Origin of the sequence: Nitratireductor sp. OM-1, assembly GCF_003296175.1 — a bacterium.
Lineage (GTDB): Bacteria > Pseudomonadota > Alphaproteobacteria > Rhizobiales > Rhizobiaceae > Nitratireductor > Nitratireductor aquimarinus.
The window spans coordinates 530,998-549,371 of the sequence record NZ_CP029208.1 but is presented as its reverse complement, the minus strand read 5'-3'; the positions used below and the strand labels follow the sequence as shown (position 1 = coordinate 549,371).

General features: G+C 63.9%; 17 protein-coding genes. 13 read left to right on the top strand and 4 right to left on the bottom strand.

All coding sequences use genetic code 11. The features are described from left to right. Positions 1 to 22 precede the first annotated feature (22 nt). The 3 genes from DEJ54_RS02515 to DEJ54_RS02505 all read right to left on the bottom strand — a co-directional run bounded on the left by DEJ54_RS02515 (position 23) and on the right by DEJ54_RS02505 (position 2,798). Positions 23 to 952 (bottom strand): ABC transporter permease, encoded by a 930-nt coding sequence (locus DEJ54_RS02515; RefSeq protein WP_113156033.1) that lies wholly within the window; start codon positions 950 to 952, stop codon positions 23 to 25. An 8-nt stretch (positions 953 to 960) separates the two neighbouring features. Next, positions 961 to 1,740: an ABC transporter ATP-binding protein gene (locus DEJ54_RS02510; RefSeq protein ID WP_113153175.1), complete on the bottom strand. Its 780-nt coding sequence runs from the start codon at positions 1,738 to 1,740 to the stop codon at positions 961 to 963. Between the two features lie 71 nt (positions 1,741 to 1,811). Next, a complete protein-coding gene (locus tag DEJ54_RS02505; RefSeq protein WP_113153174.1) occupies positions 1,812 to 2,798 on the bottom strand; it encodes an ABC transporter substrate-binding protein in 987 nt (328 codons plus the stop codon). Between the two features lie 259 nt (positions 2,799 to 3,057). Here DEJ54_RS02505 and DEJ54_RS02500 point away from each other — a divergent pair, with 259 nt between their 5' ends. From DEJ54_RS02500 to DEJ54_RS02470, 7 genes are all read left to right on the top strand, one after another. After that, positions 3,058 to 3,828, top strand: coding sequence for a GntR family transcriptional regulator (locus tag DEJ54_RS02500; RefSeq protein WP_113153173.1), 771 nt, complete (start codon positions 3,058 to 3,060; stop codon positions 3,826 to 3,828). Beyond that, entirely contained in the window at positions 3,825 to 5,237 is a 1,413-nt protein-coding gene (locus DEJ54_RS02495; RefSeq protein WP_113153172.1) for a hypothetical protein, read from the top strand. Before DEJ54_RS02500 ends, DEJ54_RS02495 begins: the two co-directional genes overlap by 4 nt. Before the next feature lie 286 nt (positions 5,238 to 5,523). After that, positions 5,524 to 6,828, top strand: coding sequence for an ABC transporter substrate-binding protein (locus DEJ54_RS02490; RefSeq protein WP_113153171.1), 1,305 nt, complete (start codon positions 5,524 to 5,526; stop codon positions 6,826 to 6,828). Positions 6,829 to 6,968: 140 nt separating this feature from the next. Beyond that, complete coding sequence (locus DEJ54_RS02485) at positions 6,969 to 7,850, top strand: branched-chain amino acid ABC transporter permease (protein WP_113153170.1); 882 nt, start codon at positions 6,969 to 6,971, stop codon at positions 7,848 to 7,850. After that, positions 7,847 to 8,812: a branched-chain amino acid ABC transporter permease gene (locus DEJ54_RS02480; RefSeq protein WP_113153169.1), complete on the top strand. Its 966-nt coding sequence runs from the start codon at positions 7,847 to 7,849 to the stop codon at positions 8,810 to 8,812. Before DEJ54_RS02485 ends, DEJ54_RS02480 begins: the two co-directional genes overlap by 4 nt. After that, the gene (locus DEJ54_RS02475) at positions 8,800 to 9,540 is read left to right on the top strand and encodes an ABC transporter ATP-binding protein (RefSeq protein ID WP_113153168.1); all 741 of its coding nucleotides are present in this window, start codon (positions 8,800 to 8,802) and stop codon (positions 9,538 to 9,540) included. Before DEJ54_RS02480 ends, DEJ54_RS02475 begins: the two co-directional genes overlap by 13 nt. A gap of 1 nt (position 9,541) precedes the next feature. Then, complete coding sequence (locus DEJ54_RS02470) at positions 9,542 to 10,249, top strand: ABC transporter ATP-binding protein (protein ID WP_113153167.1); 708 nt, start codon at positions 9,542 to 9,544, stop codon at positions 10,247 to 10,249. A gap of 178 nt (positions 10,250 to 10,427) precedes the next feature. On the opposite strand, the gene pncA is transcribed toward DEJ54_RS02470, so the two are convergent. After that, positions 10,428 to 11,027, bottom strand: a complete 600-nt coding sequence (gene pncA, locus DEJ54_RS02465; RefSeq protein ID WP_113153166.1) for a bifunctional nicotinamidase/pyrazinamidase — start codon at positions 11,025 to 11,027, stop codon at positions 10,428 to 10,430. Positions 11,028 to 11,193: 166 nt separating this feature from the next. Here pncA and DEJ54_RS02460 point away from each other — a divergent pair, with 166 nt between their 5' ends. From DEJ54_RS02460 to DEJ54_RS02435, 6 genes are read left to right on the top strand one after another with little or no spacing between them, the layout of a single operon-like run. Then, positions 11,194 to 12,060: a xanthine dehydrogenase family protein subunit M gene (locus DEJ54_RS02460; protein WP_113153165.1), complete on the top strand. Its 867-nt coding sequence runs from the start codon at positions 11,194 to 11,196 to the stop codon at positions 12,058 to 12,060. Then, positions 12,057 to 14,804: a molybdopterin-dependent oxidoreductase gene (locus tag DEJ54_RS02455; RefSeq protein ID WP_113153164.1), complete on the top strand. Its 2,748-nt coding sequence runs from the start codon at positions 12,057 to 12,059 to the stop codon at positions 14,802 to 14,804. The genes DEJ54_RS02460 and DEJ54_RS02455 overlap by 4 nt, the downstream gene beginning before the upstream one ends. Continuing rightward, positions 14,801 to 16,327 (top strand): 6-hydroxynicotinate reductase, encoded by a 1,527-nt coding sequence (locus DEJ54_RS02450; RefSeq protein ID WP_113153163.1) that lies wholly within the window; start codon positions 14,801 to 14,803, stop codon positions 16,325 to 16,327. Before DEJ54_RS02455 ends, DEJ54_RS02450 begins: the two co-directional genes overlap by 4 nt. Further along, the gene (locus tag DEJ54_RS02445) at positions 16,324 to 17,241 is read left to right on the top strand and encodes a UPF0280 family protein (RefSeq protein ID WP_113153162.1); all 918 of its coding nucleotides are present in this window, start codon (positions 16,324 to 16,326) and stop codon (positions 17,239 to 17,241) included. Before DEJ54_RS02450 ends, DEJ54_RS02445 begins: the two co-directional genes overlap by 4 nt. After that, the gene (locus DEJ54_RS02440; protein WP_113153161.1) at positions 17,234 to 17,818 is read left to right on the top strand and encodes an amino acid synthesis family protein; all 585 of its coding nucleotides are present in this window, start codon (positions 17,234 to 17,236) and stop codon (positions 17,816 to 17,818) included. The genes DEJ54_RS02445 and DEJ54_RS02440 overlap by 8 nt, the downstream gene beginning before the upstream one ends. After that, positions 17,815 to 18,279 (top strand): MarR family winged helix-turn-helix transcriptional regulator, encoded by a 465-nt coding sequence (locus tag DEJ54_RS02435; RefSeq protein WP_371685956.1) that lies wholly within the window; start codon positions 17,815 to 17,817, stop codon positions 18,277 to 18,279. The genes DEJ54_RS02440 and DEJ54_RS02435 overlap by 4 nt, the downstream gene beginning before the upstream one ends. Positions 18,280 to 18,374 lie beyond the last annotated feature (95 nt).

Genomic DNA, 18,374 nt, shown 5'->3' with positions numbered 1-18,374 from the left:
CTGGGGCCGCGCCCGGAGTTTTCTACTCGCGGAAGCTTTCGCGCGGTGTCGCCGCCTGCCGGCTGCGCGCGGCGCGCAGCGTGGGCAGGGCCAGCATCAGCAGCACGAATGCGCCGGTTGCAAGCTTCAGGTCGGGTGGGGGCATGCCTGCCGCCAGACACAGCGAGACGAGCTGGTAGTAGACCATCGCGCCCGCGAAGGGTGCGAGGAGCTGCCGCCACACGGTCGCCTTGCCGACGATTGCCTCGCCGATCATCAGCGCCGCAAGGCCGTTGATGAGGATGCCGAGGCCCATATTCACATCGGCGAAGCCCTGCGACTGCACCATCAGCGCGCCGCTAAAGGCCGAGAACGCGCCGGCGAGGCCGATGCCGCCAATGGTTGCCGCCCAGACATTGATGCCCTGTGCTTCCGCCATCACCGGGTTTGCGCCCACGACGCGCACTGCCGTGCCCTTCTCCGTCGTGAAGAAGAAGTTGAGCGCCAGGAAGATCACCAGCGTGATGAGGCCGACGGCGATGATCTTGGCGAGCGGGAAGCCCGGCTGTACGAACGGCACCCAGTCGAAGATGGTTTCCGTGCCGAACACCGAGAGGTTCGAGCGCCCCATGATGCGCAGGTTCACGCTGTAGAGCATGGTCATCACCAGGATGCCGGCCAGAAGCGTGTGGATGCGGAAACGCAGATGGATGAAGGCGGTGCAGCAGCCGGCGATGAAGCCGGTGAGCAGAGCCAGTCCGATGGCCGTGAGCGGCCCGAGGCCGGACGCAAGCGCCAGGCCGCAGACGCAGCCGCCCAGCGGAAATGCGCCCTCGCTGGTGAGATCCGGAAAGCTCAGCATGCGGAAGGGGATCATGATGCCGGCGACGACGAAGCCAAGGATCAGGCTTTGCGCGAGCGTTACGGGGATGAGTGCGACGAAGCTCGTCAGAGTGGTTTGCAGAAAATCGATCATCGGGGTCAGCTCGCGAGCAACATGCTGTCGGTCTTGATGGCGAAATGGCCGATCAGGTCGGCCACGGTCACATTGGCCTTTTCTTCTCCGCCGATTTCCAGATGCACGCGGCCGGCATTGAGCATGATGACGCGATGGCCGTAATCGACGGCGTGCTGCATGTTGTGCGTCACCATAAGCGTGGTGAGCTTCAGCGCGTCCACCGCGCGCACGGTCGCTTCCATCACGATGTCAGCGGTGCGCGGGTCGAGAGCGGCTGTGTGCTCGTCGAGCAGCAGGAGGTCGGGCGAGCCGCCCACCGCCATGATGAGCGACAGCGACTGGCGCTGGCCGCCGGACAGAAGATCGACGCGTGTTTCGAGGCGCTCTTCAAGGCCGAGGCCCAGAATGGCGAGCCTGTCGCGGTAATCGGCAAGGCGCTTGGCGTTGAGCCCGTGGCGCAGCGTGCGCTTCTTGCTGCGCAGCTCTGCAAGCAGCATGTTTTCCGCCACCGTCATGCTTGCGGCGGTGCCGAGCATGGGGTCCTGAAACACGCGGGCAATGCGGGTTGCGCGCTTGTGCACGGGCAGGGCCGTGATGTCATCGCCATTGATGAGGATCTGGCCTGAATCAAGCGAGAGCGACCCGGAAATGGCATTGAGCATGCTGCTCTTGCCCGCTCCGTTGGAGCCGATAACGACGCCGAATTCGCCAGTTTTCAGGGTGAGGTCGAGCCCGTTGAGGGCGATCTTTTCGTCGGGTTGTCCCCGGTAGAACACTTTGCGTGCGGCACGAACTTCAAGCACCGGCACCTCCCTTAAAGCTGACGCGGCGTCCCGGAAAAGGGGGGAGACGCCGCGTCTGGTCTCTTGCCGTGTCAGTCGACGATGCAGTTGCAGTCGGCGAGCTCTTCGGGGATCTCGAGGCCGAAGGCCGCCATGGCCTTTTTCGAGATGCGCGGCGAGTGATCTTCATAGGCCGGGTTCATCGGCGGGATCGACTTGGGGTCCGTGCCGTCGAGGATCTGCAGCGCGATCTTGCCGGCGTTGAGACCGACCTGCTGGTAGTTCACGGCAAAGCTTGCCGGAACCACGCCATCGGAAACGGCGCCATCATCGGAATTGATGATCGGGATGCCGGCCTGTCGGGCGGCAGCCGAAACGGCGGCGATGGCCGGCTGCAACAGGTTGGAGGCGGGCGTGTAGATCACGTCGGCCTTGCCGGCCAGCGACGCGACGCGCTGCTGAATGTCGTTCACATTGTCGACGCCCACGGCCACGACCTCGAAGCCGGCGGCGGGAGCGGCTTCCTGAACCTTTTCAAGCAGCGCCACGTCGTTGGCCTCGCCCGGATTATAGGGCTGGCCGATGCGCTTTGCGTCCGGAACGAGCTTCTTGGCAAACTCCATGACGGCGGCGACATCCTGCAGGTCGGTCGCGCCGGTCATGCCTTCATCGCCGGCCTCCCAGGAGGGGACGAGCTTGGCGGCCACCGGATCGGTGACGGCGGAAAAGACGATCGGAATGCCGGAACCGGCAAGCGCCTTCTTGGCGATCTGCGAGACCGGCGTCGTCACGGTGTACATCAGCACCGGACCTTCGGCCTGCAGCTTGGCGATCATCTGCGGCACGAGCGATGCATCGAAATTGGTGTGGCTCTCGGAGTAGACAACGTCCTTGCCTTCCTCGTAGCCGCCTGCGGCCATGGCGTCTTTGAAGCCCTGGATCGCCGTGTTGAGCTGCGGATGCTCACCGAAATTGGCGATGCCGATGCGGATCGGCTCGGCGCTTGCCGCGCCAAGGCCCAGAGCCATAGCGCCGGCGGCAACAACGCCGCGCAGCCATAAGCGTGATTTTACAGTCATGTCATTCCTCCCGTGGCGGCCCGAGGGGCCTGAAACATGAGGATGGCCTCCACGCCATATCTCATGTCAAACATCAAATCAGAGGTCGCCGGTTTGCCCGCATCAACCTCTGTCGGATGGGCTTTGCATGCTGGATGCGTCTCCTCCCCATCCGAATGCGTAGGGCATCATATCGCGGGCGCTATGCCTGTCAAACGCTATATATAATCGTTGAACACTCCTTGAATTATATATACTTTTGTTCTGAGGAGGAGCCATTTTGCATCATACGGTCGTGGACGATGACGCGCCTTTGACGAAGACGGAGGCAGCCTATCACCATCTGCGCCGCGACATTCTCGCGACGCGCCTGATGCCGGGGCAGCCGCTGCGGATTGCGGCGCTGCGCGATGCCTATGGCTTTGGCTGGACGCCGCTGCGCGAGGCGCTTTCACGGCTGGAGGCCGAGCGTCTCGTCACGGCGGAGAGCAATCGCGGATTTGCCGTTGCGCCCGTTTCGCGCGCGGAGCTTGAAGACCTCTCCAAGGCGCGGCTTGCGGTGGAAACCACGCTTTTGGAGGAATCCATTCGCAAGGGCGACGCCGACTGGGAGGCTGCTGTCGTCACGGCGCATTATCGTCTTTCTCGCTGCCAGATACCGGCCGAGGGGCTTTCCGACGACGCCTTGCATGAATGGGTGGAGCGGCATCAGGCCTTTCACGAAGCGCTGCTTTCTGCGGCGGACGCCACCTGGCTAAAGCACTTCTACACCCAGATCTGGGGGCAGCTCTGCCGGCATCACATCTTTCTGACGGTCACGCCGACGCTGCGCGCGGCGGCGGGTGCGGAGGATGGCCATGAGGCGGCCATTGCCGCGCTCGATGCGGCCATGTCCCTTGACCAGCACACGCAACTCATGGAGCTTGCCCTGGACAGAAATCTCGAGGGGGTGCTGGCGCTGATGAAAGAGCATGTGGGGCTGACCGTCGACGTGTTCACGCTTGCCGATCTTGATGGAGCAACGGCTGGAGACCACGGAAAACAGGCATGAAAACGCCTGTATCGCGTGCGTTTCTGACCGGGGCCGCGTTGTGCGCCGCCGCCGGTGAAGCGCTGGCGCATGCCTCCGAGCGCGGCCATGTTCTGCTTCTGCCGACCGACTATTATCTGTTCGGCGGCATGCTCTCCGTTGCGCTGAGCTTTCTGGTTCTGGTCTTTCTGCCGGTGCATGGTTTCGAGCGACTTTCGGCAAGAAGGGTTGCGCTGTTTCCGATGCCGCTGGATGGGCGTGCGCTTTTAAGCACGCTCTCATTCCTTGCGCTTGCAGGTCTTGTGTTTGCCGGGTTTTACGGCAGCCGCGATCCGCTTTCCAATCCGCTGCCGCTGGTGATCTGGACGCTTCTGTGGGTCGGCGTGACCATTGTGCAGGGCGTTCTTGGCAATCTCTGGGACTGGATCAACCCCTGGTATGGGCCCTGGCGCATGCTGGTGCGTGTGGGTGTTCCGAAAGACGGGTTCTGGCGTCTGCCCGCCTGGCTGGGGATGTGGCCGGCCTTCGTGACGCTGTTCGGCTTTGCCTGGTTCGAGCTTGTCTATCTTGCGCCTTCCGACCCTGAAAGGCTTGCGATTGCCGTCTCGCTCTACTGGGGCTTCACCTTTGCGGGCATGGTCCTGTTCGGGCATGAGCGCTGGAGCGGCCGGGTGGAGTTTCTGTCGCTGTTTTTCACCATGCTCTCGCGCCTTTCCTTCTTTGCGCTGGAGGCTGGCGACAGGGGGCGGCGGCTGGTGATCGGCCTGCCGGGCTACAAGCTTGGAGAGGCAGCGGCGCTGCCGCTTTCCGGCATCGCCTTTCTGCTTCTGGCCTTAAGTTCGGTGTCCTTCGACGGGCTCACGCACACATTCTTCTGGCTCGATCTCATCGGCATCAACCCGCTGGAATTCCCCGGCCGTTCGGCGGTTGTCGGGGCGAACTCGCTGGGGCTCGCCCTGATGTTCGTGCTTCTGTTTTCCGCCTTCATGGGCGCGGTCTGGCTGGGTTGCCGGTTTGTGGGGGAGGCGGATGTCGTGAAGACGGGCGGTCTTCTGGCCTGGTCGATCATTCCCATCGCGCTCGCCTATCATTTCTCGCATTATCTGGTGGGGTTCACCATCAACAGCCAGTATGCGCTTGCCGCGCTCTCCGACCCGTTGATGCAGGGCTGGAACCTGTTCGGCACGGCGGGGATGCATGTGCAGGCCGGCGCGACGCTCGGCGCGCGGTCTGCGTGGCTGATCTGGAACGCGCAGGCGGTGGCGATTATCGGCGGGCATGTGCTGGCCGTTGTCCTGTCGCATCTGATCGCCTATCGGCATTTCGGCTTGGCGCGGGTGGCGACCATCAGCCAGATTCCGCTTGCCGCGCTGATGGTCGGTTACACCGTTTTTGGCCTCTGGCTGCTCTCCGCACCCACCGTGGGCTGAGAAAGCGGATTAAAATTTCTTGATCCCGGCATTTGCGTTACGGCTGTTTCCGCCGGGCGGGTCTTCTTGGTAACTCTTTGTTTCTTCGTCACTTTGTCCCCCGTCTGCAATTCCGCTGCGTCTTAAAATGTTTTAAAAGACAGGCGCGTTTCCCTTGGGGCATGTCCTGTTGCCAAGGGATTGGATTGGTGATTTAGTTTGTACACAAGTGATTTTTCCAACGCTGGAAAATGCTTCCAACCGTTGGAAATGCTCGGTCAAACGATCACAACAATGGGGAACCGGCATGAGTGAAAATCGCAAGTCTCTGGTTAATTTAAACAGCGGTCTCAGCCGCAGGTCGGCGCTCAAGGGCCTCGGCGCTGCGGCCGGTCTCATCGCCGCGCCCGGCTTCGTGCGTTACGGGCAGGCGCAGTCTTCCGAGCCCATCAAGATCGGTTTCCAGTGCCACCGCACGGGCATCGGCGCGGCCTATGGCCGTTGGTATGATCGCGTCACGGCGGCGGCGGCCAAGCGCATCAACGATGCCGGCGGCATCAACGGGCGGCCGCTCGAAATCGTGATCGAGGATGACGGCACGGACCCGAAGCGCGGCGCCGAGGTGGTCGAGAAATTCGCCAACCAGCACAAGGTCGATCTGGTTTACGGAACGCTGTTCAGCCACGTGGTCGTCGGTTCGGCTCCGGCGGCGGGCGAGCTGAAAATTCCCTATTACGTGGTCAGCGAGGGCTATCACGTCGCATCCGGCAAGCTGAACCGCTACTGCGTGCAGCCGGGCATCACCGATGTGAAATCGCAGGCCCGCTCCATGGCGCCGTGGATCGCCGACAATCTCGGCAAGAAGGTCACGCTGGTCTATCCGGACTATGCGTTCGGACATGACCACCGCGACTTCTTCACCCCGGCCATTGAGGCGCAGGGCGGGCAGGTGGTGGCCAAGGTGCCGATCCCGCCGACGGAGACCTCGTTCACGCGCTATTTCCCGCAGATCCCGCGCGACACGGACGTGATCTATCACGTCATGGTCGGCCCGGCCGTGCTTACCTTCGTGAAGGAAATGGGCGAGTTCTTCGGCTCCGGCGGGCCGCAGCTCTTCGGCTTCATCGATTCGCTCGAGGCCGTCGATATCGCAAGCCCGGGTCTGGAATTCCTTGAAGGCAGCCATTTCTGGGAAGGCATGCCGCGCTACGCGCAGCCGGATCAGCCTGACTATGTCACCGCCTATCGCGAGACCGTGGGCATCGACGACAATGGCGCGAGCGTGAACGACGGCAAGGACATCTCCACCGCCGCTCACATGTTCGGCTGCTGGGAGACGCTCAACGTCATCAAGGCCGCGATGGAAGCCTGCGACTACAAGGGGCCGGATGACCGCGCCGCCATGATCGAGGCCACCGAGGCGATGACCGGGATGGACGCCGGCCCGGACCATCCGCAGGGCAAGAAGCTGTTCAACGGCAAGATCCACCAGGTCTTCGGCGAGCAGAGCATCAGCCAGGTCAAGGACGGCAAGCTCGAAGTGGTGCACCGCACCTCCATCGAGGATGGCGCTTACGAGCCCGAGGCCGACTACACGGCGATGTCGTTCTAAGACATCAAGGCGGGCGGTGTTTGCCCCTCACCCTTACCCTCTCCCCGCATGCGGGGAGAGGGGACGTCAGCGTTGCGGCTTTTCCCATGGGACGGTTCGGCGGCGTGTCTTCGGCTCCTTTCATGAAAGTGCGTTTGTGAATGGCCTTCGGTCCGTATTTTCTTCTCGCCACGCTTGAAGGGCTGGTGACGGCGGCTGTGCTGGCGCTGATGGCGCTTGGCCTGTCACTGGTCTTTGGCGTCATGCGGGTGGTGAACGTCGCCCATGGCGAGTTCTACATGCTGGGCGCGGTGCTCGCCTGGTGGTTCGCGTCGCTGTTCGGCGGTCATCCGGCGATCGGCTTTCTCGTGGCGCTGGTGCTGAGCCCGCTTGTGGTGGCTGCCATCGCCTTTGTTGCCGAGCGGCTGGTTTTGAGCCGGCTCAAATATGAGCCGGAGGCGACCATCGTCGCCACGATCGGCCTGATGTACATCATCCAGCAGCTCGCCCTGACCTTTTACGGGCCGGAGGCGCGGCCGGTCGAAGCGCCGTTCAATTACCGCATGCAGCTGCCCTGGTTTGGCTATTCCGCCTACAAACTTGCGGTGATCGGCTTCTCCATCCTGATGATGCTGGCGACATGGTTCGTGCTGACGCGCACGAAGATCGGCCTCGTCATGCGCGCCACCCAGTTCGACCGTGAGACGGCGCAGGCCTTCGGCATTCCGGTCGGGCGCGTCTATGCCGGCGTGTTTGCGCTGGGGGCAGGGCTTGCCGCCGTGGCGGCCGTGCTGATCGTGCCCATCCAGCAGGCGCATTACCTGATGGGCCACGATCCGCTGCTTCTGTCGTTCATCGTCGTGATCATCGGCGGTCTGGGTTCGCTGCGTGGCACGGTTCTGGCGGCGGTGCTGATCGGCCTGTCGGATGGCATCATCTCGATGTTCTTCTCACCGACGCTCGCCAAGATGCTGGCGACGCTGGCGGTCGCGATGATCCTGGTGTTTCGCCCGCAGGGCCTTTTCGGAGAGGCCGCGCGATGACCAGACTGACCCCTTCTGCAAAGACCATTGCCCTTCATGTCGGCGTGGTCCTCCTGCTTCTGGCGCTCAACTTTCTGCTGCCGGAATATCATCGCGGCGTGTTTGCACGCGTTCTGGTGCTGGCCGTTTTCGCCATGGGCTACAATCTGGCCTTTGGCTACACGGGACTGCTCAGCCTCGGCCACGCCATGTTCTTCGCCGCCGGGCTCTACGGGGCGGGGCTGACGATCTACCATCTGGAATGGAGCGTCTGGCCGGCCTTCGGGACGGGGCTTGCCGCCGGTGCGGCGCTGGCGCTGGTCGTCGGCTTTCTGGCGCTGCGCACAACCGGCGTCGCGTTCATGATCGTCACGCTGATGTTCGCGCAGGTCTTCTATCTGATGACCCTTTACTTCACGACCTATACGCGCGGCGAGGAAGGGCTCGTTCTGCCGCAGGCCTCGCGCGTTCTGGAATTTCCCGGCGGGGCGCTCGATCTCTCCGATCCCTCCACCCGCTATCTCGTGGCGCTTTCGCTTTTCACGCTGGTTCTGGGAGCGATCCTGTTTCTGGTGCGCGCGCCCTATGGCCGCTCGCTGATCGCCATTCGCGAGAACGAGGAGCGCATGCGCATGCTGGGTTATGACGTGTTCGCCAACAAGCTCATGTCGATGGTGCTTTCGGGCATTTTCTGCGCCGCCTCGGGCGCTGCCTATGCGGTGCTGTTCGGCTATGTCGGGTCTGGTTTTGCGGCGATCCAGTATTCCATTCTGCCGCTGCTCTGGGTGCTGGTCGGCGGTGCCGCGACGACACTCGGCCCGCTCATCGGCACCCTGTTCATGTTCTATGTCATCGACACCGCGTCGAGCTACACCACCGCGCATCTGCTGGTGGTCGGTCTGGTGCTGATCGGCGTCATTCTGTTCTTCCCCAAAGGCATCACCGGTACGGTGCGTGAAAGGTGGTTGCCATGGCTGCCGTGAGCCCGCTTCTTGAAACCATGGGCCTTGCGCGCGCCTTCGGCGGCCTGCGCGCGGTCGATGGTGTCGACTTCGCGCTGCCCGAGGGAGAGACCCACGCCATTATCGGCCCGAACGGTGCCGGCAAGACGACCTTTGTGAGCCTCATCTGCGGGCGTGTCGCGCCGACGGAAGGACGCGTGGTTTTCGACGGGCAGGACATTTCGCAGATGCCGGCCCACAAGCGGGTGCGCGCCGGCATCGCCTACACGTTCCAGATCACCAGCGTGTTCGCCAATCTGACGGCCTTCGACAATGTGGCGCTGGCGGTTCAGCGGCAGTTGATCGATGACCACGCGCGGGGGCTTTCAGCGCGCGCGCTCACCGAACACGGCATGGACGCGCTGGAGAAGGTGGGCCTTGCGGAGCACGCGCAAAAGGTGGCCGGCAATCTGTCTTACGGGCATCAGCGGCTGCTTGAAGTGGCGATGGGGCTGGCGCTGCGGCCGCGTCTCCTGATCCTCGATGAACCCACGCAGGGTCTCTCCGACAGCGAGATCGAGAATTTCATCGCGCTGGTGCGCCAGATCGGCAAGGAGGCGACGGTGCTTCTGATTGAACACAACATGGATGTGGTCATGGCGCTTGCCGAACGCATCACGGTGATGGAGCAGGGGCGCATTCTTGCGCAGGGCGCGCCTGCCGAGATCCGCGCCAACCAGGCCGTCCAGCAAGCCTATCTCGGAGGTTGAGATGACGGCTGCCCTGAAAATGGAAAATGTCGACAGCGCCTATGGCCATGTGCAGGTGCTGCGCGGTTTCGATCTGGAGTTACGCTCCGGCGAGGTGCTTTGCCTGCTTGGCCGCAATGGCGCAGGCAAGACTACGGCGCTGAAGACGATCATGGGTCTGGTGCCGGCAACGGCGGGCCGCATTCTGCTTGGCGATGTGGAGTTGAACAGCCTCGCGCCGCACGAGGTTCCGAAAGCCGGCGTTGCCTATGTGCCGCAGGGGCGTCGGCTGTTTTCGGAACTGACCGTGGGCGAAAACATCGAGATCGGGCTGATGACACGCGGCAAGGGTGCTGCCACGCGTGACAGCGTGCTCGATCTCTTCCCGGTTTTGCGCGAGCGGCTGAAGCAGCGCTCCGGAACGCTTTCGGGCGGCGAGCAGCAAATGCTGGCCATGGCGCGCGCACTCTGCCTTGAGCCGCAGGTGCTGCTTCTGGATGAGCCGACGGAGGGGCTCATGCCCTCGATGATCGCGCGCATTCGCGAGACCGTGGCGGGGCTGCGCGAGCGCGGCGTTTCCACCATCCTTGTCGAGCAGCGGGTTGATGCCGTTCTGCCCGTGGCAGATCGCGTTGCCTTCATCGAGAACGGCCGCAACCGCGAGACGGTGGATGTGGAGCGCCTGCGGGAAGACCCGGACATAGTGCACCGTTATGTGGGGGTGGGGTGACGCGGGACGTTGGTCCCGGGTGCCCTCGCCCTTCGACAAGCTCAGGATGAGGGCTACTTTAGCGCTGTCGCAATGTGGGTGGATGACAGGCGCAGCGCTCCAACAGCCCTCATCCTGAGCCTGTCGAAGGGCGAGGGCGCTTGGCATCCTGACTTGGCTCCTAACCCGCCCCCCTGTCTCACACCAGCGTAACGCCGGCCTCTTTCATCTTCTCGGTCATCGCCGCCAGCGAGCCGCCAAGGTCGATGGCGCGGCAGCCTTCGAGGATGACGGTGGCATCAAAACCCTGACGGCGGGCGTCGATGGCTGAATAGGCGACGCAGAAATCCGTCGCCAGACCGGCGAGCGTTACCCGGGTGATGCCGCGTTCGCGCAGATAGCCCGACAGGCCGGTCGGCGTTTCGTGATCATTCTCGAAAAAGGCCGAATAGCTGTCGATCGACTTGCGGAAGCCCTTGCGAATGACAAGTTCGGCCCTGTCCCATGAAAGCCCGTCATGGAAGGCTGCGCCCCCGGTGCCCTGAACGCAGTGGTCGGGCCACAGCGTCTGGGTGCCATAGGGCATTTCGACCATCTCAAACGGGGCTTTGCCCGGATGCGAGGAGGCGAAGCTGGAATGGCCCGCCGGGTGCCAGTCCTGCGTCAGAACCACGTGGTCGAAGCGCTCGATCAGCCCGTTTATGACCGGTACAACCTCGTCGCCTCCGGCCACGGCGAGTGCTCCGCCGGGGCAGAAATCGTTCTGCACATCGATCACGATCAACGCCTCGTCGGCCATGCCCTGTCTCCTTCTCGCATGAAATCGCCGGGAAGGTGGACCGAATGTTCCCCTTTGACAAGCGTGCAGAGGAGCGTATCATTCGTATACAAATGAATTTAAGCCCCGCCGTCAGAGCAGCAAAAAGGGCTTGGGAACGACATCGCGATTGGCAGGCAGGCGCAGCATGGACTATGCCAGACCGACCGAACTGGAGGAAGCGCTGGGGCTCTTATGCTCAAGGCGCTGGACGATTCTTGCCGGTGGCACGGATTTCTATCCCACCCTCGGCGCAGGCCCGCTGAAGAGCGATGTGCTCGACATCAACGGCTTGTCGGCCCTTGAGGGCATTCACGAAACCGCGACGCACATCGTCATCGGCGCGCGCACGAGCTGGAGCGCGGTGATCGATGCGCCGCTGCCGCCCGCCTTCGACATGCTCAAGCTTGCCGCCCGTGAAGTCGGCTCGGTGCAGATCCAGAATGCCGGCACGGTGGCCGGCAATCTGTGTAACGCATCGCCGGCGGCCGATGGTGTGCCGCCGCTTCTGGCGCTCGATGCAGAGGTGGAGCTGCGGTCTGCGGAGGGTGTTCGGTATCTGCCGCTTGCGGCCTTCATTCTCGGCAATCGCAAGACGGCGCGTGCGCCCAATGAACTGCTTACGGCGATCCGTGTGCCAAGGGCCTCGGCGTGCGGGAACTCGGGCTTCGTGAAACTGGGCGCGCGGCGCTATCTGGTGATTTCCATCGCCATGGCCGCTGCGCGGGTGGTGATTGATGGCGGGCGGATCGCGGAAGCGGCGGTCAGTGTCGGTTCTTGCTCGGCGGTGGCGCAGCGGCTCTCAGGCCTGGAGGCGCAGCTGAAAGGCGCGCGGGTTGCCGATATCCGCTCTGCGGTGGCGTCGTGCGACCTGTCCGAACTGTCGCCCATCGACGATGTGCGCGGCACGGCCGCCTATCGGCTGGAAGCGGCGCGCGAAATCACGGCGCGGGCGCTGGAGCAGGCACTTGAGCGGGCGCTTGGCGTTGCAGCGGAAAGAGGGGCCATGGCATGAGCGCAGAGCGACTTTCCGTTTCGTTCGAGGTGAATGGCGAGCCCGTGGTGGCGGAGGTTTCTCCACTCCAGCGGCTTTCTTCCGTGCTGCGTGACGGGCTGGGGCTGACCGGCACCAAGGTTGGCTGCGATGCGGGCGATTGCGGGGCCTGTTCGGTTGAGGTGGATGGCGCGGTGGTCTGCGCCTGCCTCGTGCCGGCGGCGGGGCTGTCGGGCAGCCGCGTGCGCACGGTGGAGGGGCTTTCCAATGGCAGCCTGTCGGCGCTTCAGGAATCCTTCCTGCGCCATGGTGCGGCCCAGTGCGGCATCTGCACGCCGGGCGTTCTCGTGAGCGCGGCAGCACTTCTGGAAAAGAACCCTGCGCCATCTGAAACCGAGGTTCAGGATGCGCTTGGCGGCGTTTTGTGCCGCTGCACCGGCTATCGCAAGATCATCGATGCGGTGATGAACGCCAACCGTTCGGTTGCTTCGGATGCGGCCATGGTGGAGCAGGGCCGCGCCGTCGGGGCGTCGCCCATCAGGCTCGATGGCGAACGCAAGGTGAGTGGCGCCGAGGTGTTCGGCGCGGATGAACGTCCGGCCGATGCGCTTTCGGTGGCGGTGGTGCGCTCGCCGCACTGGCATGCGGATTTCGAGATCGGCGACACGGAGGCGTTCATCGCGGCGCATCCCGGCATTGTCGCGGTCTTCACGGCAGCCGACATTCCGGGCGAAAACCGGTTTGGCGTCATTCCGCCTTTCGCCGACCAGCCGGCGCTGGCCGGGGGGCGGGCGCGGTTTCGTGGTGAGGCTGTGGCGCTGATCGCCGGCGAACGCGCGGCCATCGAGGCGCTGGACATGGATGCGTTTCCGGTCAGCTGGAAGGCGCTGCCCCATGCGCTTACGCCGGATGAGGCGCGGCGTCCGGACTTTCCCGATCTGCATGAGGGGCGCACGGGCAATCAGCTCACACAGGGCTTTGTGGAGAGTGGTGATCCCGAGGCGGCTCTGGCGGGTGCTTTCGTTTCTGTCTCCGGCGAGATCGAGACATCTTATGTGGAGCATGCCTATATCGAGCCCGAGGCGGGGTTTGCGGCGATGGAGGGCGACACGCTGGTCATCAAGGCCTGCACGCAGGCGCCTTACATGGACCGCGACGACACCGCCAGGGTTCTGGGCCTGCCGCCTGAAAAGGTGCGCATCGTGCCGCTGGCGGCAGGGGGCGGTTTTGGCTCCAAGCTCGACATCTCGCTACAGCCGCTGGTGGGGCTGGTGACGCTCAAAACGGGCCGGCCGGCGGCGATGGTCTACACACGTGGCGATTCCATGCGCTCCACCACCAAGCGGCACCCGGCGGCCATGCGCGCCTCAATCGGTGCGGATGCGGCGGGGCGGATTACCGGCATGGTGTTCGAGGGGGATTTCAACACCGGTGCCTATGCAAGCTGGGGGCCGACCGTGGCGAACCGCGTGCCGGTTCACGCCTCCGGTCCCTATCGCACGCCGAATTATCGCGCCACGGGCCGGGCGATCCACACCAATGGTCCGGTGTCGGGCGCGTTTCGCGGTTTTGGCGTGCCGCAGGCGACCATAATGCAGGAAACGCTTTATGACCGGCTGGCGGAGAAGCTTGGCCGCGACCGGCTAGCGTTCCGTATCGACAATGCGCTTGTCGATGGTGATCGCACCACTTGCGGTCAGGCGCTTTCAGGCGTTGGCATTCGCGACTGTCTCGAGGCGCTGAAACCGCACTGGGCGCGCGCGCAGGCGGAAGCCGATAGCGCCAATGCGGGCGACGGGAGGCTGCGGCGCGGCATCGGCGTTGCGTCCTGCTGGTATGGCTGCGGGAACACGGCGCTGCCGAACCCCTCGACGATCCGCGTAGGGGTCACGGCGTCCGGTGCGGTGATGCTGCATCAGGGCGCGGTGGATATCGGACAGGGCTCCAACACGGTGGTGACGCAGATCTGCGCGGATGCCAGCGGTTTGCCGCTTTCGGCGTTCCAACTCGTGGGCGGGGATACGGGCGTCACGCCGGATGCGGGGAAGACGTCTGCTTCGCGCCAGACCTATGTGACGGGCAAGGCTGCGGAGAAGGCGGGCCGTGCCCTGCGGGAGAAAATTTTGCGCTTCGCAAATGTGTCGGATGCGGCAGTGATCGGCCTTGAAGACGGGGCGCTTGTCATTCGCGAGGGGGCGGTGCGGCGGCGTGTTGAACTCGCTGAGATTGAAGCGGGTTCGGATGGCTATGTGTTCTGCGCGGAGGAAACCTACGATCCGCCCACAACGGCGCTGGACGAGAAGGGGCAGGGCGTTCCCTATGCCGTTTATGGCTATGGCGCGCAGCTTGTGGAGCTGGAGGTCGACACCACGCTCGGTACGGTGCGGCTTCTGCGGATCGTCGCCGCTCACGATGTGGGCCGCGCCATCAACCCGCTTCTGGTGGAAGGCCAGATCGAGGGCGGCATTGCGCAGGGCATCGGCCTGGCGCTGATGGAGGAATATGTTCCGGGCCGCACGGAAAACCTGCACGATTATCTGATCCCGACCATTGGCGACGTGCCGCCCATCGAAACCATTCTCGTGGAAGTGCCGGACCCGGAAGGGCCGTTCGGGGCGAAGGGGCTGGGCGAGCATGTGCTGATCCCCACCGCGCCGGCGATCCTCAATGCGATCCGTCATGCGGTGGGTGTGGAGGTGACGAAAGTGCCGGCCACGCCAAGCCGCATTCTGGCGGCGATCCGGGCGCGGGAGGCAGGACAATGAACGAGCTGACCGAACGTTTCGAGGCGACGCCGCCCAAAAAGCCGGCAGGCGACAAGCTGCGCTGCGATGCATGCCCCGTCATGTGCTACATCGCCGAAGGGCGCACGGGCGCCTGTGATCGCTATGGCAATTTCGACGGGCGCATCACGCGCTGCGACCCGGTGACCATTCTCGAACACGCGGCCGAGGAAGGCGACCCGGTGGTTCCCTTCGAGGGGGAAGCGCCGTGGGATGGCGAACTGGTCAACACCAAGCGCCGCTTCGTGAGCGCGGTCGGCGCGGGCACCACTTATCCCGACTACAAGCCCGCCCCCTTCATCGTGTCGCAGGAGGTGGAAGGTGTCGATCTCGTCACGGTCGTGACGGAGGGGATTTTCTCCTATTGCGGCGTGAAGGTGAAGATCGACACCGACCGGCATCTCGGCCCTGAAGCCGCGACGGTGCGCGCGGATGGCGAGGCGGTCGGCCATGTGACCACGGCTGAATATGGCAGCCAGATGCTCTCGCTCGGCGGGGTGCAGCACCTGACGGGCGGCTCCAAGGCGGAAGGCCGTGTCACCTGCCAGGCGCTGATGGACCTGTGCAACAAGAAGCCGGTGGAGCTGACCATCGACGGCGGTGCAGGCATTGTCGTGCAGGCGGGAAAGCCGCCGGTCATCGACGGCACGCGCGAGGAGCGCATGCGGGTCGGCTGCGGGTCGGCGACCATTGGCATGTTCGCCTCGCAATGGAAGGGGCTGGTGGACGAGGTGGTTGTCGTCGATGACCACATCACCGGCGTCGTGTCCGAGCATCAGGCGGGCAAGGTGATCGGCTGGGAAGACACCGGCATCAAGATCATTGGCCGCCGCTCCACACCGGGGCGCTATTTCAAGGTGTCCGAGCCGGGGCTGGGCTGGGGCGGCACGACCATTGACGATCCGCTGGAAATTCTTGGCCCCTTCAATGAGAAGAAGGGCGCACGGCCCGGACTTTCGCTGCTCATGGTGTCCACCACGGGCGAGCAGTTTTCCTATTACGAGCTCGACGAGGCGCTGAAGCCCGTCAAGAAGCCGTTCCCCGAACGCCTGCGCAAATCCGTGGAGCTGATCGAGGAGAACTGCGAGCCGGCGCTTTGCACCGTTCTGTTCATGGGCGGTGCGGGAGGCAGTCTTCGCGCTGGTGTGACGGAGAATCCGGTCAATCTCACGCGCTCGGTTCAGGGGCTCAAAACCTATGTCACGGTTGGCGGCGCGCCGGTCTATGTGTGGCCGGGCGGTGGCATCACCATCATGGTGGATGTGATGCGCACGCCCGAAAACGCTTTTGGCTATGTGCCGACCCCGGCGCTGGTCGCGCCCATCGAGTTCACGCTCCGGCGGGAGGATTACATTCGCCTCGGCGGCTATGCGGATGAGATCCGCAGCGTGGAAGACGTGCTGGAAAAGGGCGGCGAGTATTTCAATCAACGTGAGGCGCGGGGCGCTGCCGCATCGAACCCCTGGCCGCCGCTACACCAGTTGCGCCGGGAGCCGAAGCGATGAGCGGCCCGACCGCCAACTGGTTGGCCGATGGGCGTCGTCTGCACCTGAACCACGGCCCGATTGATCTGATTGTCGAGGCGTTCGGCGCGGAAGATGAATGCCGTGCGGCCTATCGGCAGGCCGTTGTGCGGTTCGATACGATCCTTGAAGAACTGGTGGCGGAACTGCCGGCTCTGCGCAGCCCTGTCGGAGAAGAACCGCGCAGTTTTGCATCCACCACCGCGCGCCGCATGGAGGCGGCGACAGAGCGCCATGCGCCTGCCTTCGTCACGCCCATGGCGGCGGTGGCCGGGAGCGTTGCCGATGAGGTTCTTGCAGCTCTCGTTGAGGGGCGGACGCTGGCGCGCGCCTATGTGAACAATGGCGGCGACAGCGCGTTTTATCTCAGGGAAGGCGAAAGCCTCGAAGCGGCCATTGCCGGAACTGGAAACGGCTTCGCCGACCGCGTGACAATCCGCTCAGGCGATCCCGTGCGGGGCATGGCGACGAGCGGGTGGCGCGGGCGCAGTCATTCGCTCGGTATTGCAGATGCGGTGACGGTGCTGGCGCGTTCCGCTGCTTCTGCCGATGTGGCGGCGACGCTGATCGCCAATGCGGTTGATCTGCCGGGGCACCCGGCAATATCCCGCGTTCCGGCCTGTGAAATCGATCCCAACAGTGATCTGCGCGACCGTCTGGTGACGCAGGCTGTTGGCGCGCTCTCGCGGTCCGAGGTTGCGCAGGCGCTTGAACGCGGTCTTGCGGTGGCCGAGGCGATGCGCGACCGTGGTCTCATCGAGAGTGCGGCCCTTTTCCTGTGCGGTGCGGTGCGCGAATGCGGCGCTGCCCCGCTTGTCAGCATGCGTGATCGCGCCGCCAAAGGCGCAACCGGACCCAGAAACCTTTCCAACAACAGGATTGCCCATCATGCCTGAATTCACCCTGCGCAAGATCGCGCTTGTGACCGAAGAAATTCTCCATGAGGGCGGCCCGACCCCGATGAAGCCGCGTCGCCGCGCTGCCGCTCTGGCGCTGGTGAAGAATCCCTTCGCTGGCGGCTATGTGGAAGAGGTCGAGAGCGCGATGGAGGATTTGAAGCCGCTCGGGCTGGAGATGTCCGACCGTCTCATCGCTGCGCTTGGCGGTGACATTGCGGTGATCGACGGTTTCGGCAAGGGCGCCATTGTCGGCACGGCCGGTGAGTTGGAACACGGGGCGCTGTGGCATGTGCCGGGTGGTTACGCCATGCGTGAGCGGCTGGGCGATTCGAAGGCCATCGTGCCCTCATCCAAGAAGGTGGGCGGGTTTGGCGCGCGCATCGATATTCCGCTCGGCCACATCAACGCGGCCTATGTGCGCAGCCATTTCGACGCGATGGAAGTGGGGATGCCGGATGGTCCGCGCCCCGACGAAATCCTGTTTGTGCTTGCCATGGCCTGTGGACCGCGTATCCATGCGCGCATGGGCGGCCTGAGGGCCGACGAAGTGAAAGGCGAGGACGGTCTCAGATGACAGTGGAGCGCGACGGGCTCGGGATGCAGGCCGATAACAACACGGCTGATGTCTATGAGCTCGGCGAGCAGGTTGGCTTCATCCTGCGCAAGGCCAACCAGCGCCATCTGGCGATTTTTGCGGCGCGCATCAGCGATCTGACGCCGCCGCAGTTTGCTGCGCTGGCAAAGCTTCACGAGGTTGGCGCAACCTCCCAGAATCAGCTTGGCCAGCTTGTGGCGATGGACGCCGCGACCATCAAGGGTGTTATCGACCGGTTGAAGGCCCGCGATCTCGTTGCGCTTGAGCCGCATGGCAGTGACCGGCGTCGTCTGGTCGTCAGCCTGAGCGACAAGGGCAGGGAGACCATCGAGTCACTCCTGCCCGATGCGCTGGAGGTGAGCGAGGAGACGCTGGCTCCGCTGACCCCGCGCGAGACCGCCACTTTTCTGCGCCTTCTGGCAAAGCTTGCCGAAGGCTGAGGCCAGAGCGCCGTGCGTCCGAATGGACGCACAAAGGACGCTCTAACCTCTTGAAAACACGCATCGTGCTTTCCGGAAATCGATTCCGATTTTCG

What these genes read in the sequence shown, in the direction of transcription:
- DEJ54_RS02505 (WP_113153174.1), bottom strand. Translation starts at nt 2,798, where the DNA reads ATGACTGTAAAATCACGCTTATGGCTGCGCGGCGTTGTTGCCGCCGGC.
- DEJ54_RS02495 (WP_113153172.1), top strand. Translation starts at nt 3,825, where the DNA reads ATGAAAACGCCTGTATCGCGTGCGTTTCTGACCGGGGCCGCGTTGTGC.
- DEJ54_RS02490 (WP_113153171.1), top strand. Translation starts at nt 5,524, where the DNA reads ATGAGTGAAAATCGCAAGTCTCTGGTTAATTTAAACAGCGGTCTCAGC.
- DEJ54_RS02485 (WP_113153170.1), top strand. Translation starts at nt 6,969, where the DNA reads ATGGCCTTCGGTCCGTATTTTCTTCTCGCCACGCTTGAAGGGCTGGTG.
- DEJ54_RS02480 (WP_113153169.1), top strand. Translation starts at nt 7,847, where the DNA reads ATGACCAGACTGACCCCTTCTGCAAAGACCATTGCCCTTCATGTCGGC.
- DEJ54_RS02475 (WP_113153168.1), top strand. Translation starts at nt 8,800, where the DNA reads ATGGCTGCCGTGAGCCCGCTTCTTGAAACCATGGGCCTTGCGCGCGCC.
- DEJ54_RS02470 (WP_113153167.1), top strand. Translation starts at nt 9,542, where the DNA reads ATGACGGCTGCCCTGAAAATGGAAAATGTCGACAGCGCCTATGGCCAT.
- pncA (WP_113153166.1), bottom strand. Translation starts at nt 11,027, where the DNA reads ATGGCCGACGAGGCGTTGATCGTGATCGATGTGCAGAACGATTTCTGC.
- DEJ54_RS02460 (WP_113153165.1), top strand. Translation starts at nt 11,194, where the DNA reads ATGGACTATGCCAGACCGACCGAACTGGAGGAAGCGCTGGGGCTCTTA.
- DEJ54_RS02455 (WP_113153164.1), top strand. Translation starts at nt 12,057, where the DNA reads ATGAGCGCAGAGCGACTTTCCGTTTCGTTCGAGGTGAATGGCGAGCCC.
- DEJ54_RS02450 (WP_113153163.1), top strand. Translation starts at nt 14,801, where the DNA reads ATGAACGAGCTGACCGAACGTTTCGAGGCGACGCCGCCCAAAAAGCCG.
- DEJ54_RS02445 (WP_113153162.1), top strand. Translation starts at nt 16,324, where the DNA reads ATGAGCGGCCCGACCGCCAACTGGTTGGCCGATGGGCGTCGTCTGCAC.
- DEJ54_RS02440 (WP_113153161.1), top strand. Translation starts at nt 17,234, where the DNA reads ATGCCTGAATTCACCCTGCGCAAGATCGCGCTTGTGACCGAAGAAATT.
- DEJ54_RS02435 (WP_371685956.1), top strand. Translation starts at nt 17,815, where the DNA reads ATGACAGTGGAGCGCGACGGGCTCGGGATGCAGGCCGATAACAACACG.